This window comes from Clostridium gelidum, assembly GCF_019977655.1.
GTDB classification, from domain to species: Bacteria; Bacillota; Clostridia; order Clostridiales; family Clostridiaceae; genus Clostridium; species Clostridium gelidum.
The window spans coordinates 5,833,473-5,849,101 of sequence record NZ_AP024849.1 but is presented as its reverse complement, the minus strand read 5'-3'; the positions used below and the strand labels follow the sequence as shown (position 1 = coordinate 5,849,101).

The following is a 15,629-nucleotide window of genomic DNA, read 5'->3' as shown; positions in this document are numbered from 1 at the left end:
TTAGGAGTAAAAGCCTAGCTTATTTTATTGTGTTTAAATTGCTACACCTATAATTTACGACATTACTTTTTAGATTGGGTTATCTAGTAGTTTGACAGTACTAAAAATCAGGGTAAAAAAAGTATGTTTAAATCACTACACCTATTACTTTAAATTAGGTACTTAAGATAGTAACTAATTTTACTACACGATAATCATGTTCCCTTTCTACCTTAAGAGATTCCCTTTTAGACTTATTTACTCCCTTATAAACTTAGTTGTTCCCTTTGAAACTTAATAACAGTATCTAATACTAGTTATACCAGCTAGTTTCAATTACCTAATAATTTATTATAAAATATATATAATAATATTTATAGATAATAAGTAGCGAAAAATATAGCTACTATATATCTTCTTTTTTTAATTAAGTTATTATTGTATTTTTACCTTAGAAAAAGTATAATTTATACAGAGATGAATATATTGGAAAGTACTGAAAGAAAAACAAAAGTTAGTAATTATATATTAAAAAATATGTTTGCTAATTATACAGAAATACAAATAAAATTCTTTATGATGGTTATTAATAAGGCTGTATCAGCACATTATGCAAAGACTACAGAAGAAAACAGAGACGATATATATAATTATGCTAGTCAAGAAATAACAATGTCATTAGACTTTATAAAAAAATATAAGGGTAAAAAGCATATGACTAAAATAGAAATAATGGATACAATGGAAAGTCTACATATTGTATTAAGATTAATAAATGCTGATGGCTACTTGGAAACACTTTCTGCTATTGAAAAAATAACATATGAACATGATAAAGAACAATTCAGAATAATATTGACAGACGAAGCAATGGAATACTTGATATTAGTTTCTGAAAATTATAGTTGCTTAGATTTAGAGTTTTTAAAAGACTTAAGGGGTAAATATGAAATGGGTCTGTATATGATTCATTGCATGTATAATGAGCTTAAGCAGAAAAGCAAATATTATACTATTGAAGAACTTCAAGACTTCTTAAACATAACTAGTGGTGGTCAAACAAGAGATACTTTAAGATACATAGATAGTGCCAAAGAAAAGTTAAAAGATAGAGGCCTAAAATTGGATTATGAAATAAGCAAGAGAGGCAAAAAAATTACTGACATTGTTTTTAGATTTAGGCAAAAAAACCACGGTAATATATAAAAAAGGGATAGATTAATTTGAATTAGTAAATAAAATAGTAGTTTCGTTTATATATGAGTATCTCAAAAGGGTACTCTTTTTTTTATGTAACGATATTAGTTGAACATATAAAATATTATTAAATGGTATTAGATCCTATTTGAAAAGGCACGTAGCAAGGTGCTAGTCATTAAGACGAGTGCTAACTCTAGTAAATACAAAAGGGCATATAAAGGCGTTTACGTAAATAGATTTAATGAATAAGCATAATATCAGCAGAAATACATTGAAAAAGTTAAAGGTAAGATTAAATCATAATTGAGTACCTAAGATATTCTACTGTTTTTATTTGGAATATGTGGTGTAATAATTAGTATATAACATAATTTTGAAAGAAGGCAGTGAGGGGAAGAAATATGAAAAAGTTAAATTTATTGAAGAAATATAAAGTTATTAATATCATGGTAATTAGTTTTATAGCTTTATTATTAATTGGATGTAATTCTAATAACAATGTAAAATCTGAATCTGTAAAACAAGAAGCTAAAGCAAATACTGTTGAAAAACAAAATGAAAAAGTGTCTCAAGTAAAAACTGAGGATCCTAACGCTATAAATGGTTGGCTTAAATATGAAGATAGATGGCATTATTTTGAAAATGGTTCTCCTCAGATGGGTTGGATAGAAGATAATAATAAATGGTATTATTGTGATGAATTGGGTTCAAAGATAGGTTGGTATATGATTAAGAATGAGTGGTATTATTTTTCTGAAACAGGGGAAATGTTAACTAATACAACCACACCAGATGGATATACTGTTGATTCTAATGGACATATAGTACAAGAAGGTTAAGAGGTGCAGTAAATTTGAATAGAGGGAAGTTATAAAGCTACTCTTTTATTTTGCAATAAAATCTGTATTTTAAGCCACCGTACAGATAATTTAAGAGATTTTAAAAATCAAGGTAATTCTCCAATTGCGGCTCAACTTTTAGCTGTAGTCTCAGAGCCTCAGTTATGAACAGTGAAATAAGCTCTAGTAAGCTCTCTGATTGTTCTCTATTTATAGGGATATTAATTTATTGAAAAAAGAATGCTCTCAATTAAGAAGCCACTGAAAAACTAAAAACATTTACTCTTATAGATACAGATGTATATTTTCACAGGTCAAATATATCTAAAAATATTAAAGAGAGCCATCAGAAATGATTCTGATGGCTCTCTTATTTTACCAACTCAAATAGCAAAAGATTAATGGCACTTTTTCAGTGCCCTCCTCAATTAAGCATTACCAGAAATATAACCCGTATATAGAGCAGTATAATATCCGGTATCTGAATTATATTTTGTGTTGTCTAGATGCAAATTTCCACTGCATTTAGATCCACCAATATATTCTGTGACATAAAGATAGTCTTTAATTTGAGAAGTACTTGTATATACTTTTGTTCTTTCTCTGTAGAAGGTCATCATAGCTTTTGTACCTATTGTACCTGGTTTTGAAATTTCAACAGATGATGTCGTTGGGTCTGAAATTTTAGTATTAGTAGCAGCGTACACTGGCATTCCACTTAATACTGAAGCAGTTAATAATAGACTTAATGTTTTTACAATTTTATGTTTCATAAGATTGATATCCCCCTTTTAATTTATTTCAATATAATTATAACTCATTATTTATGAAAAAAATGTCAAAATAACTGTATATATTAAAAAAATATAAAAAATTGGATAATTTCAAATATTTTATATTAATTACATGTTTTTTGAGATTATGTATAACTTATAATGATTGCATAATTAGATGTGAAATATACTATTATTGTATAGCTTTATATGCATTAACTATTCCAGCACCATAGTATTTACTAGAGTTATTATTATCTAATTTGTCAGCAGTTTTATATATTTTTTTTGCTACTTGTTTTGGAGTAATATCATTATTTTTGCAAATGATAAGAGCCGCTACAGCTGATACTTCTGGAGCTGAAATAGACGTTCCTTGTATCCAAGTATAATCAGAATTAATAGCTGTTGTTAAGCACATATCTGAGATATCAGATGATTCAAATATATCGCCTCCAGGTGCTGATATATCTATAAACTTTTTTCCATAATTTGTGTATGATGCAAACCTATCATCTTTTCCAGTTGCTGAAACAGTTATAACATTTTTAATATCACCAGGTGCTTCATATGTTAATCCAGTATAGCTAAATCCCTGAGCACCATATTGTGAATTAAGATAGTTAGTTAAATTTTTGTTATTATCACAATCTAGTGATTCATTTCCAGCAGCAGCAATAACTGTAACATTATTTTCAGTAGCATATTTAATTGCTCTTTTAAATAATGAATATTCAGCCATGTCAGCACCTATGTTATATTTAATGCCTGTATCAGGATCAGTCCAGTAACATTTCCCCTTTAAATCATAAGCACCAATACTCAAATTAATAACTTTCACTCCATCATTAACTGAAGCCATTATCGCTGATGAACAAATTGTGGCATTGGTGTCTCCATGCTGATTTAAAATACGATAACTTTTGAAACCAATGTTTGGAGCAACACCTTTTGTTTTACCATTCGCAGCAATTATTCCAGCAACATTTGTTCCATGCCCTAATCTATCAGTTACATCATCTGAATTTCCAGTTTCAGATGAATCATTTCCAAAGTTGGCTGGAACTAAGTTTTTTCCGCCTAAAAAATTATCAACTAAATCGGGGTGAGTTGTATCTACACCAGAGTCTATAATTCCGACAACGACATCATGATTTCCTGATTCCAAATTAAAACTTTCACCATTATTAGTAACTCTTTTTATATTCCATTGATAATTTTGATATAAATTATCAGATGCAAATATAGAGTCATCTTCTGAACCCGTAAATTCTTCTGTTTTTTCATTTGACAGTTTAATTACATGGTTTGGAGATAAGGATTGTACACTATTTTGGGATTTAATTGTAGGTATTAGTTTAGCAGGACATTTGACTTCAATTCCTCCTAAGTCAGGAAACTCATTTACAATTTTGCCTCCAGCATTAGTTACAATATCTTTTACATTTTTATCAATACTATTGTCATTAAATAAAATTACTAAATTTATATTTTTCTCACCTGTAGTTGCAGCAGTAGCTACAGTATTATTAGGTAATATAGTAAAACTAAAAACAACTATACTGGTTAAGAAATATATTAGTTTTTTTTTTGCGTTTTTCATTTTGTGCCTCCATTCTTAATATAACTTATGCCTATACAATATAAATATATAGGCATTTATAGATAAGGTATAGTTTTATTAATTATTATAAATATAATAGTAGAAAGTTAGTAGTTTTTTACACGTAACAGATAAGATGCAGACAATAAACCACTGGGGGATATGGTTCATTATAAATTGGTATTGCATTGATATATTTAGAATAATAATCAGTCTACACATTACATTATATTACATAATAACCCACTACTTACTCAATTGATATATTACTACCATTTCTTATGTCTTGTAAAGTTATATTTAGAGAATTTGCAGAATCTAATTGATTTGATTACTATAGAATTCTTTGAAAAAGCACATAAAGGAAAAAGTATACTTGAGTATCACAAAAGCCTTACCTTTTGATAATTTTGACTGTTTTACTTTATTATTTGAACACTAGAATTTTTTTATGATGGGGTGGGGTGAGTTCAACAAAATCCACGTTAATGAATATAGTTTCATAAATGAACGTTTTTAGAACTATATTGAAAGTCTTAAAAATAGCTGATTTATAAGTGATTTTTAGTTCCAAAACTATTACCAAAAACAAAGTATCAAAATAACTCTAATATAACCTTTATGGTACTTACTTTTGGTTATAGTTGGCTTAACGTGGGTTTTGTCGGAAATGCTGGCGCTACCCCTGTTAAAACAAAATGAATGGATCAAGCAGCAATTAGATAATTTAGTTATCGAATGTTTGAATATTCATATAAATGCAAACCAAAAAACGCTCGCCTTATAGGGACACAGACACGCAAACATACTCCAATCAGACAGTACACTCATTTGTAACAACATCTGAAGTGGCATTCTATCTAGTATAAGCAATATTATAGCAATACCTTATCTTATAATATCAAAAATATATCTGATATATCGTAAACTACATTAGGTTTTTCGCAAATTTAAGGGTCCAACATAATGTTGAAGGTAACGAAACAAATAACACTTCCTAATTTGCTTTCTTATGTATTACTGGTCCGGTATATAAGAAATAAATAAGATAAAAATTCGGATGTTGGTAAATGAGACATCCGAAATAATTATTTTGTTTAGAAAAATGATTTAATATTTAATTCTTCTAATTTTGCATTCATTATAATAATAATCTTCTAATCCTTTTTTTATATCTAATAGTTTTCCATATGGAATAGTATCCCAACAACATATAAGCCATCTAATCGCATTGTATAATTCTTTAGCAAGAGGGTCCCACATTCTATTAGATGTATTAGTACCATTTCCACCACCGCAATCTCCTTCACTCATTAATGGATTAAATAGCTGTGGCCTTTTAAGATCAGCAAGTTTTATTAAATGTTCTCCGGCTCCACTTCCACAAGTTATAATTTTTTGGATATTTTTATTTTCTTTATTAACGCATAGAAATTCATAATATTTATTTGTCAATTTATCGTGGGCATCACTGTGCTTGGTTTTTTCATTCAATAATCTCGCATATATTAATAATTGAAGATCATAATCTCGAACTATGGATTGCCTAGTTCCTTCTCTGTAACAATCCAAGTGCTCTAATTTTTTATACATAAAATTACTTCCTTTTATATTGATTATAATTATTATATTTAGTAATGCAAATTTTAAAAGTCTTAAATAAAATTAATTTAACAATGTATGTTACAGAAACAATAAAATATATGATTTTTACTAATTTGTTAAATATTTGTAATATTTAAAAGGAATTTACCTACTTTTGTATAATTATATTATATGGGAAGAGGTGAATTGGATGGCACAAAAACCAGAGATAGCGCAACAACCTAGAAGGATATTAAATGAAAGAGGAGAGCAAATTAAGGAACCTGTTTATATGGCTCCACCTAATCCGACAAAACCAACAAAGAAATAAATGAGTGGAAAAGAAATACTTGAAATAGTAGATATACTTCCAAAATTATTAATCTATTTGTTACCAGGAGTATTATTCATTAAAATTATAGAATATCAATTGAGCGTTAATAGATCTGAAAATAAGTTTAAATTTATATATTACATATTAGTAAGTTATATATTTATTAATGTTGGAGAATTAATCTCTAAATTCAGATATGGTTATTTTGATATTTATACATCGGAATTTACTTTTGGAACGATTGTATTAAGTATAGTAATAGGGTATGGAGTTGGACTCTTTTTAAAAAGTGATGTTTCGCTTGATGCATTAAGATTTTTTAAGATTTATAGAACTAATAATTCAAGTATATTTGCTGATATAAAGGATATTGAACTAGGAACTTGGGTAAAAGTATATTTAAATGATGATAAAATAGTCTATTCTGGAGCGTTTAGGGAATATGAAAATTCTTTTGATTATGATAAAACATTTATAATTTTAAGCAGTTATATTAGTTACTCATATGCTAAATATGCTAAAAATGATATTGATGAATGTATATTCGTGAATGATAGAAATAAAACTCAATGGGTGGCTATTAAAGTTAAAAATATTAACCGGTTAGAGATTGATTATTCTGCCCAAAGCAAAAAATTGAAAGAAATAAAATAAAAAGAGCATCTATAGAAATATAGGTACTCTTATTTATGGATAAGATTTGGTATATATCATATATACAAGTAATACAATATATACAATTATAATCAGTATTAATATTAACAAAGTGAAAGGTAATTGTGGTATAAAGGCCATATGAATGAAATACAAAAGAATATTAACATATAGAATTTAATCTAGATAGATGATTTACAAGAAGACAGAGGTATAAACACCATACAAAATCATTCAAATGTAATATAAGATGATTAATAAAGAATTGAATAAAAGGTTATAAGAGCATCTATAGAAATATAGGTGTCTTTTTTTATTAGACCAAGGTAAGACAGTATATCTATTGTAAAAAAGAATGATAATGGTATAGAATTATTATTAATAAAAATGATAAGGGGGAATGTTGATGGAAGATCAAAAAAATGATAATAAGAATGCTGAAAATAGTAATGAATTATTAAAGGGTAAAATAAAAGGATTAAATTTATTTACAGTGTTGCATGCATTGTGGATCTTAGAAATTTATTATCTAGGATTAAATTCACTTTGGAATATTGTTCAAAAATTTAATATTCAGATTCAATTACCTATATTAGCAGAAAAATGGAATTCAATATTATTAAATTACTTTAGAGAGTGGTATGCTTTTTCTTTTTTTGTTGGAATTGCTTTAATTATATGTGGATTTGTTTTTAAGATTATCAATGAAATGCCAATAATTAATAATTATAAAATTATATGCCGATATTGCGATTATGGGTGGCATGCAGGATTTATGGTGATTTTAATATATTTCACATATATAATATATTTAAAAGCCTCAATATACTACTTGCTTCTAGTATTAATAATATGTTTATCTATACGCGCGTTTATATGGTGTATAAAAAAAGTTTTGAAATATTTGCATGATAAGTTTGGAATTGAATTCAGTTTATAATCTATAAAGTTATCCACAGAAAAATAAAATTGTGGATTGTGTGGATAACTTATTGAATATATAAAAATACATGTGATATAATTTGTTTATACTAGATTGAGAGGTGAACAGATGATTAATATATATTGTGATGAAAGTTGTCATTTAGAGATGACTGAAAATAATAAAAATGAACAAAAGATAATGGCCATAGGTGGAATTACTTGTGATGCTGAAAAAGTTAAAGAAATAAATGAAAAGATAAGACTTATAAAAAAGAATTATGGAATAAATAGGGCTGAAATTAAATGGACAAAAGTAAGTGAGCCTAAATTAGAATTTTATAAAAATATAATAGATTTATTTTTTGAAGAGGATAATTTGAAATTCAGAGTTATTATAAAAGACAAGCGTGAAATATATTATACTCAATATAATCATGATGATATATATTACATAATGTATTTTTATTTACTTAGAGAAATGATTTCTATAAATCAAGAAAATTCTATATATATAGATAAAAAAGATACACGTGGTGGTCAAAGAGTTCAGAAATTAAAAGAATATTTATGTCACCAAAAGATGGATTTCGATCTAAAATTAATAAATAAAATTCAAATTGTTACTTCTAGTGATTGTGAGTTAATGCAGTTAACAGATATATTTATAGGTGCTATTACTTATGCTAATAGACTAGATGACCATAGAGAAAATACAAGTAATACAAAAATAGAATTAGTAAATTATATAAGACTCAAAACAGGATTGACCTTATTAAATACTGTTCCTATTAGTTATAGTAAGTTTAATATTTTTGTTTGGAATTAGGTGGGGGGGTTAATATGTATTATGGATTGAGCACTCCAAAGAATTTTTGCGAAAATGAAATAGTTTGTAGTAATTTAATTAGTGTATATAATGATCTTAAGATAAAATTTTTCTCAAAAGAACATAGGCCAAATCTTAAGGGAGTATTTATATTTGTAGAAAATTATAATGAATTTGGAATTAATAAAAGATTTTTACATTCAGTATCAATTAAAGATAAACAATATTATAATAGTTATCCTTGCGTTAATGACATTACAAGTATAGTATGTACAAGTAAATGTGATGTGAATTCTAATGAAAATATATGTTGTACTAAATCACAACGTAGAGCGATTTGTTATTATAGGTTAGCAAGAATTCATTGGATTTCAGAGATTATTCAATTAGCCAATAATAATGATATTAATATTAAGATTTGGAGTAAACTTTTTACTGATAGAACAACTGGACAACAAAATATTAGAAAAAGATTTGTTTGGTATAAAAATGGGTTGGCCAATTTTGTTATTATATTTGAAGAGAAATACAGAAATGAAAAATTATATTGTTTGAAATTTGTAACTGCATACCCTGTATTTGGGAGAAGGGCTCAAGATGGTTTTTTAAATGATTACCAAATATTTTGTAATAAATAAAAAAACCGGCTCTCCCGTAAGAGTCCGGATGTCTCCTTCTACCCTAGGTAGATGAGATAATTAACTGTTGTTCACCTTTAATTTAGCATGATTATAAAAAAAAGTCAAGCTTAATTGCTAACAACAGTTGAATATGATATAATTATATCTTTAATGTAGTCTATGCGATCACATTAATATTATGAACTTAAATCTAAAGAATTATTCAAAATAAATGTAATTAATATATTTTATTAATTATTGAAATAGTGGTCGGAATACCGACAAAATACCGACATTTCATAAATATATATAAGTGTACAAGCTATTTTATAAATATATACGATTAAGTTTAAATCTATGAAAATACAAGCCTTACATAGAATTATCTTTGCAAAAGAATTTGTAAAAATATACAAGGTTTTTCCCACTGGGAGTACCAAATAATATTAAAAACGGCTTAAACATACGTGTTGAGCCGTTTTTATTGTTGAAAAGGGGACAGAAGGTTTAGAATATAGGAGATATGTAGAATGATAAATAGCACAAATTTTAATTTATTTACAATAAAAGACAGATATTTACACAAACAAGTGTTATAATTTATAAGAAATAAAAATTTTGTATAGTGAGGTGCGATTATGAAAACTTTATGTAGTAAGTGCACGATTAATCATCGTATTGAAGAGTATAAGGAAAAACTAAATACTAGTATAGAGGAAAGAAAAAATAATTTATTAGATGATGAAGTAGTTCTTATAAGTCAGTTTCTTGATAACTTTATATATAAATGTGTATCTTGTAATAGAAATATACAACATTTATCTAGATTAAACTTAAAAAATGTATTTGGAACACATACAACATTGTATTATTATGGAGAACAACACTTACTTGTAGATTTATACTTTTATATAAAGGAAGGAATAAAAAATAATGAACTTATATACGTTTCTATGGAAGAGAATCTTTATAATAAGTTATTAGATTTTCTTAAGGCTAATAAAGTTTCTATTGAAAATATTAAATTTAGGTCTGTAAAAGAATTAATTTTGGGTCATAAGAAGGGTGGTTTTATTGGCTTAAAAGAAACAGCAATAAGCATTTTAGGAAATAGCAATATTGAAAAATATAATGGGCTAAGATGGATTGGTCAACCAAGTTTTGCGATTCAAGGTACTTCTGAGAAAGACTTTTTAGATATGGAAGTAGACTTGAATATATTTATAAAAGATATGAATGCATCTCTTCTCTGTGTATATGATGCTTATGATTATATTCATGAAGGTAGAGTTATTAATGAAAGAGTTATAGAAGAATCATTACAAACGCATTCATTTATTTTAAACAATTTCGTTTCATAAATAAGATAATAATTTTATAAAATAGAGAAATTATAGTGAGCCTGTAATAAGGATCTTTCTTTATTGATACAATATCTGTAGCATATAGGATAAAGAATTATAGATGGACAATCCCACCTATAATTTTTTATCATATTTCATACTAATGCATAACCTTATTATTTAGTTTAGTCGAAATAAAGCCTATTAGTTATATTAGAATTACTACTTGTTCCTGAAATTCCTGTGTTTGTACCACTTTTTAGTAGTTGAGATGCACCAGTATTTTGCCATTCTTGAACTTGATTAATAGCTTCTTGAGGAGTTTTTCCCAATCCTACAAGTACACCTAATAAAATAAATTTCTGATAGGCACGGTTTGTATCCATTCCTTGCGTAGTTTCCCTTAAAGCATAAGTAACTAGTGGATCAATATATCTAATCCAATCATCAGGAGTAAACTTGGATGTATTTTGCTTTACTTGCCTATCGTCAGGAATATCAAATCCCAAATTAATGTTATTTATATCACTCATATAATTGTCATCTATAAGTTCATTAATAGTTTTAAGATCAAAAAAAATACCCATAAAGACCTCTCATATATTTATATATTATAAAATGTATGATGGAAGGAATCAAAATGTGCTTTAATAATTTATTTTTTACCAAATTATAAATATTAGACTAATTACTTATTCTATTGTTTTAACTTGATTTTATTACTATTTTTATTTTTTAAATTCATTTTGGAGATATAAAGAAATTTGATTTAATGCTTCATCTGCCTTATTTGTAATCTTATCCATTGTAATAAATCCGTGAGTAACACCATTAAATCTTATAATCTCTGATTGGATTTCTGTTTCATTTAATTTATTTCCATAAGCTTCGCCTTCATCTCGAAGAGGATCAATTTCTGCAGTTATAACAAGTGTATCTGGTAATTGATTAAATTCATTTGCCAAAAGAGGAGAGACATATGGATTTTTTCTATCTTCTTTTTGTGGTACATATAATGAAATATATTTTTCCATTTCTTCTTTAGAAATATTAAAGTCATTAGAAAAATCAGACCAAGATTGAGTATTTAATTCATAAATGTTTGTAGAAGGATATATTAATACCTGACAAGTTATGTGAGGACCATTTTTGTCTTTTGCCATTAAGCAAACTGCTGCTGAAAGATTTCCACCGGCACTATCGCCAGCAATAGCAATATGATTTTCATCTCCATTTATACTTTTTGCATTTTTATTAGTCCATTGTAGTACATTATATACATCATTAAGTCCAGCAGGAAAAGGATTTTCTGGGGCAAGACGGTAATCTACTGATATGACTATTGCTTTTGTATTTTTTGAAAGCTTTCTGCAAACATTGTCATGAGTATCAAGATTTCCTGAAATCCAGCTACCACCGTGTGAATAAATAATTATAGGAAACATATCTCCACCTTCAGGTGTATATATACGAACTGGTATTTCTTCAGAGTTTATTTCTACAGTAATATTTTTGATATTTGAAAATGGTATAGGTGGTTTAGATGATTTAATAGACTCATTATTTAATCTTTCTCTAATATCCTCTATGGATTGCTCGTTAGTTGATTTAGGATTAAGGATTTTATCTAATTGTAAGTTTACTGCAATATATGTATTGATTTTGCCACCCTTTGTTTCAGTTAAGTTTTTTATAATAAAAAAGCCTGTTACAATAAGTGCAAATATACCAACTAATAGAATCTTATTTGTCCTTTTCATTTTATTTACCTCCATTAATTATAGTGATTACACTGGCTCATTTAGATGAAAATAAAGAGTATCCATAAAATACAGATACTCATTAAAAATTTAAGTAGTATTATAATTTACTTATTAAGTGTAATTTATTCTCATGTTTAACAATTAGGCTAGCCTTATTTTATTACGAGATAAAATTTGTAGTATTTTTATAAAAAAAGTTTATTGAACTTATGTAATTTTATTAAATAAAACATATATCTTAAATGTAAGGAATATTTAAACAATAGTAATTTAGATATTGATAGCGATTAAAATAAAAGATTTTAAGGAGAATGATGGATATGAGAGAAAGAAAGTACGTAAAATTTAGAGTTGATATGTATAATGATACAAAATTTAAAATAATAGATAGAAAGCCTGAAAGAGATCTTATTCACTATGTTTGGACTAGGATTGTAACTTTGGCTGGCAAGGTTAATTTAGAGGGCGATTTATATATGTCAAAAACCCTTCCATATACAATTGAAACTTTAGCAATAGAATTTAATAGGGATATTGAACAAGTTAAATTAGCATTAGATGTGTTTATAGAATTAGAAATGGTTGAACTTATGGAAGGCAATATTTATAGAGTGAAGAATTTTGCAAAGCATCAAAATATTAAGGTGAAGGAAAAAATTAAAGTTACTAATAACGAGGGAGACATAAAAAAAGAAGAAATTAAGTTAAAAGAAAATTTAGAAAGTAAAATAGATAATAATGAAGTTAAGGAATTTAAAAATGAGATAAATCAAAATGAAGTGGAAAATGCTATACACAAAAATGGTCCTATACTTCTACAGTCGAAAAAGAACAGTAAGGTGAACAAAAATAAGAAAAAAGCTTCGAAAATTGAAGATACTGATGGGGAAACAGAGGATACTAAAATTATTTGTTTTTATGATTCTGATGAAGGAAGACCTTTAGAGGAAGGTGAGCGAGTCGTCGAGGCATGGTCATTTTGATTTCCTAAACAATAGCTATTTTTTAATGCCTATTGAATTGTTTACCAAGTGGGATTATAATATTTACAATAGAACATATGTGCTCATAATTTTAAAGGAAATTAGGTGTAATTAATGGATTATATGCAGGGATCTCTTTTTGAAAATGTAAATAGATCTCCTTTAGCGGACAGGGTTAGGCCAAGAACATTCGAGGAATACATTGGCCAGGAACATATTTTAGGAAAAGGAAAGGTATTAAGACAACTGGTGGAATCAGACAATATTACTTCTATGATTCTTTGGGGCCCGCCTGGCGTTGGGAAAACTACACTTGCTATGATTATAGCCAATATGACCAACGCACATTTTATAACCTTTAGCGCTGTAACGACAGGAATCAAAGAAATCAAAGAAATCATGTCAAAAGCAGAATTTAGCAAGATGATGGGGACACGAACTGTAATATTTGTTGATGAAATTCACCGTTTTAACAAAGCTCAACAGGATGCATTTCTCCCTCATGTAGAGAAAGGAAATATAGTTCTAATTGGAGCAACTACAGAAAACCCTTCTTTTGAGATTAATTCAGCGTTGCTTTCTAGAAGCAGGGTGTTTGTACTTCAATCTCTACAAAAAGAAGATATTATAAAGTTATTAAAAAATGTATTAAAGGATGAAAGAGGTTATGGAAACGGTACTATTGATATTTCTGATGAGCTTCTTGCCCTAATAGCTGCATACTCCAATGGAGATGCCAGAACTGCCCTTAATGTACTAGAAATAGCAGTGATGAGCGGTGAAATAAAGGGAAGAACTACTGTAATAAGTAAAGAAATTGTGGAAGGATGCATCCAAAAGAAAGCATTGTTATATGATAAAAATGGAGAGGAACACTATAATCTTATATCTGCTCTGCACAAATCTATGCGTAACAGTGACCCGGATGCTGCAGTCTATTGGCTGGCAAGAATGTTAGAAGCTGGTGAAGAACCTTTATACATTGCAAGAAGACTAATCCGGTTTGCTTCAGAAGATATAGGACTTTCTGACCCTAGGGCACTTGAGATGACAATAGCGGTGTATAATGCAGTTCATTATCTTGGCATGCCTGAGTGCAATGTGAATTTAACCCAAGCTGTAGTATATTTATCTATAGCTTCTAAGTCTAATGCACTTTATATGGCTTATGAAAAGGCAAAAACAGATGTTCAAAACACTATTGCAGAAGGAGTTCCTCTACATCTTAGAAATGCACCAACAAAGCTTATGGAAAATCTGGACTATGGTAAGGGTTATCAATATGCTCATGATTCAAAGGATAAAGTAGTGAATATGCAGTGCCTGCCAGAAAATCTGAAAGATAGACAGTATTATCAACCTACGAATCAAGGTGTTGAAAAAAATATAAAGGAACGCTTAGAGCTTATTAAAAAGCTGAAGGCTAAAACAAAAAATACCCAGTAAATTTTACAATTTTATTAGTAATTTTTATAAAATTGATGTTATATGTTACAAAAATTAAAAACTGAATACCTTTTCTCTTATTTAAGATGTATAATAGAACATAATGATATTTTAAGTAGTTTGGAATATTGAATATAAAGATAAAGGTAAAGAGAGGTGTAAAATATGGAGGTTATTCTAGAGCAATTCATTCCATCAGATAAACCTAAAAGAATTAGCAGCATGCTAAAAACCATATCAATTATTTTTTTTATAATAGCAATAATGGCTACTCTTGCATCAATTATAATTGCGATAGCATTAGGGATAGTAGGATTAATATTTTTTGCAGGAAGTTATCTTGTATATATTGATTATGAATACGAATTATATAATGGAGATATAACAATAAGTAAAGTTTATAATGCAAGCCGAAGAAAAATTGCTCAAAAAATTGATAAAGATGCAGTTCGAAGAGTATATCTTACGGCAAGAAAAGATGCACTCAAGAAAGGTGTTACAGCATATTATAATACTAATTTAGAAGGACTAAATGTATATACTTTTGAATTAAATAATAATAAAGTAGTACAATTAGCATTAAATGGAGAATTAGAGAAAATAGTTAAAATAATTTATGTTCATAAGATAACATATTAGCAGAAAATATAACTATATTCTTTTTAACAGTAAATGGATACCTATAGACTAGACATATGAAAAAGTATGTGGTCTATAGGTATTTTATTTTAGGTAAAGTAAACGAATTTTAACTTAGC

At 27.6% G+C, this 15,629-nt stretch carries 15 protein-coding genes; 10 read left to right on the top strand and 5 right to left on the bottom strand.

Translation table 11 applies throughout. The features are described from left to right. Positions 1-456: 456 nt before the first annotated feature. Positions 457-1,185: a replication initiation protein gene (locus psyc5s11_RS26785; RefSeq protein ID WP_224035480.1), complete on the top strand. Its 729-nt coding sequence runs from the start codon at positions 457-459 to the stop codon at positions 1,183-1,185. Between the two features lie 395 nt (positions 1,186-1,580). Then, entirely contained in the window at positions 1,581-2,018 is a 438-nt protein-coding gene (locus psyc5s11_RS26780) for a hypothetical protein (RefSeq protein ID WP_224035479.1), read from the top strand. A 428-nt stretch (positions 2,019-2,446) separates the two neighbouring features. Here the strand turns inward: psyc5s11_RS26780 and psyc5s11_RS26775 are convergent, their stop codons facing one another. The 3 genes from psyc5s11_RS26775 to psyc5s11_RS26765 all read right to left on the bottom strand — a co-directional run bounded on the left by psyc5s11_RS26775 (position 2,447) and on the right by psyc5s11_RS26765 (position 5,987). Beyond that, a complete protein-coding gene (locus psyc5s11_RS26775; RefSeq protein ID WP_224035478.1) occupies positions 2,447-2,791 on the bottom strand; it encodes a hypothetical protein in 345 nt (114 codons plus the stop codon). A gap of 193 nt (positions 2,792-2,984) precedes the next feature. Then, entirely contained in the window at positions 2,985-4,394 is a 1,410-nt protein-coding gene (locus psyc5s11_RS26770; RefSeq protein WP_224035477.1) for a S8 family peptidase, read from the bottom strand. Positions 4,395-5,504: 1,110 nt separating this feature from the next. After that, on the bottom strand, positions 5,505-5,987 hold the full coding sequence (locus tag psyc5s11_RS26765; protein WP_224035476.1) for a hypothetical protein: 483 nt from the start codon (positions 5,985-5,987) through the stop codon (positions 5,505-5,507). A 322-nt stretch (positions 5,988-6,309) separates the two neighbouring features. On the opposite strand from psyc5s11_RS26765, the gene psyc5s11_RS26760 reads away from it, so the two are divergent. The 5 genes from psyc5s11_RS26760 to psyc5s11_RS26740 all read left to right on the top strand — a co-directional run bounded on the left by psyc5s11_RS26760 (position 6,310) and on the right by psyc5s11_RS26740 (position 10,697). After that, the gene (locus psyc5s11_RS26760) at positions 6,310-6,966 is read left to right on the top strand and encodes a hypothetical protein (RefSeq protein WP_224035475.1); all 657 of its coding nucleotides are present in this window, start codon (positions 6,310-6,312) and stop codon (positions 6,964-6,966) included. Positions 6,967-7,372: 406 nt separating this feature from the next. Continuing rightward, positions 7,373-7,906, top strand: coding sequence for a hypothetical protein (locus psyc5s11_RS26755; protein WP_224035474.1), 534 nt, complete (start codon positions 7,373-7,375; stop codon positions 7,904-7,906). Between the two features lie 111 nt (positions 7,907-8,017). Next, positions 8,018-8,716, top strand: a complete 699-nt coding sequence (locus tag psyc5s11_RS26750) for a DUF3800 domain-containing protein (RefSeq protein ID WP_224035473.1) — start codon at positions 8,018-8,020, stop codon at positions 8,714-8,716. 14 nt (positions 8,717-8,730) lie between these two features. Further along, the gene (locus psyc5s11_RS26745; protein ID WP_224035472.1) at positions 8,731-9,354 is read left to right on the top strand and encodes a hypothetical protein; all 624 of its coding nucleotides are present in this window, start codon (positions 8,731-8,733) and stop codon (positions 9,352-9,354) included. Positions 9,355-9,974: 620 nt separating this feature from the next. Next, on the top strand, positions 9,975-10,697 hold the full coding sequence (locus psyc5s11_RS26740) for an MEDS domain-containing protein (protein ID WP_224035471.1): 723 nt from the start codon (positions 9,975-9,977) through the stop codon (positions 10,695-10,697). A gap of 167 nt (positions 10,698-10,864) precedes the next feature. On the opposite strand, the gene psyc5s11_RS26735 is transcribed toward psyc5s11_RS26740, so the two are convergent. Together psyc5s11_RS26735 and psyc5s11_RS26730 are read right to left on the bottom strand one after the other, a co-directional pair. Then, complete coding sequence (locus psyc5s11_RS26735) at positions 10,865-11,266, bottom strand: hypothetical protein (protein ID WP_224035470.1); 402 nt, start codon at positions 11,264-11,266, stop codon at positions 10,865-10,867. Positions 11,267-11,407: 141 nt separating this feature from the next. Beyond that, entirely contained in the window at positions 11,408-12,439 is a 1,032-nt protein-coding gene (locus psyc5s11_RS26730) for an alpha/beta hydrolase (RefSeq protein ID WP_224035469.1), read from the bottom strand. 323 nt (positions 12,440-12,762) lie between these two features. On the opposite strand from psyc5s11_RS26730, the gene psyc5s11_RS26725 reads away from it, so the two are divergent. The 3 genes from psyc5s11_RS26725 (at position 12,763) to psyc5s11_RS26715 (ending at position 15,510) form a co-directional block, all read left to right on the top strand. Beyond that, complete coding sequence (locus psyc5s11_RS26725; RefSeq protein WP_224035468.1) at positions 12,763-13,425, top strand: phage replisome organizer N-terminal domain-containing protein; 663 nt, start codon at positions 12,763-12,765, stop codon at positions 13,423-13,425. Between the two features lie 114 nt (positions 13,426-13,539). Next, positions 13,540-14,871 (top strand): replication-associated recombination protein A, encoded by a 1,332-nt coding sequence (locus tag psyc5s11_RS26720; protein WP_224035467.1) that lies wholly within the window; start codon positions 13,540-13,542, stop codon positions 14,869-14,871. 165 nt (positions 14,872-15,036) lie between these two features. Beyond that, positions 15,037-15,510, top strand: coding sequence for a hypothetical protein (locus psyc5s11_RS26715; RefSeq protein WP_224035466.1), 474 nt, complete (start codon positions 15,037-15,039; stop codon positions 15,508-15,510). Positions 15,511-15,629: the final 119 nt, after the last annotated feature.

Coding starts and splice junctions, on each gene's coding strand:
- psyc5s11_RS26785 (WP_224035480.1), top strand. CDS start 457: ATGAATATATTGGAAAGTACTGAAAGAAAAACAAAAGTTAGTAATTAT.
- psyc5s11_RS26780 (WP_224035479.1), top strand. CDS start 1,581: ATGAAAAAGTTAAATTTATTGAAGAAATATAAAGTTATTAATATCATG.
- psyc5s11_RS26775 (WP_224035478.1), bottom strand. CDS start 2,791: ATGAAACATAAAATTGTAAAAACATTAAGTCTATTATTAACTGCTTCA.
- psyc5s11_RS26770 (WP_224035477.1), bottom strand. CDS start 4,394: ATGAAAAACGCAAAAAAAAAACTAATATATTTCTTAACCAGTATAGTT.
- psyc5s11_RS26765 (WP_224035476.1), bottom strand. CDS start 5,987: ATGTATAAAAAATTAGAGCACTTGGATTGTTACAGAGAAGGAACTAGG.
- psyc5s11_RS26760 (WP_224035475.1), top strand. CDS start 6,310: ATGAGTGGAAAAGAAATACTTGAAATAGTAGATATACTTCCAAAATTA.
- psyc5s11_RS26755 (WP_224035474.1), top strand. CDS start 7,373: ATGGAAGATCAAAAAAATGATAATAAGAATGCTGAAAATAGTAATGAA.
- psyc5s11_RS26750 (WP_224035473.1), top strand. CDS start 8,018: ATGATTAATATATATTGTGATGAAAGTTGTCATTTAGAGATGACTGAA.
- psyc5s11_RS26745 (WP_224035472.1), top strand. CDS start 8,731: ATGTATTATGGATTGAGCACTCCAAAGAATTTTTGCGAAAATGAAATA.
- psyc5s11_RS26740 (WP_224035471.1), top strand. CDS start 9,975: ATGAAAACTTTATGTAGTAAGTGCACGATTAATCATCGTATTGAAGAG.
- psyc5s11_RS26735 (WP_224035470.1), bottom strand. CDS start 11,266: ATGGGTATTTTTTTTGATCTTAAAACTATTAATGAACTTATAGATGAC.
- psyc5s11_RS26730 (WP_224035469.1), bottom strand. CDS start 12,439: ATGAAAAGGACAAATAAGATTCTATTAGTTGGTATATTTGCACTTATT.
- psyc5s11_RS26725 (WP_224035468.1), top strand. CDS start 12,763: ATGAGAGAAAGAAAGTACGTAAAATTTAGAGTTGATATGTATAATGAT.
- psyc5s11_RS26720 (WP_224035467.1), top strand. CDS start 13,540: ATGGATTATATGCAGGGATCTCTTTTTGAAAATGTAAATAGATCTCCT.
- psyc5s11_RS26715 (WP_224035466.1), top strand. CDS start 15,037: ATGGAGGTTATTCTAGAGCAATTCATTCCATCAGATAAACCTAAAAGA.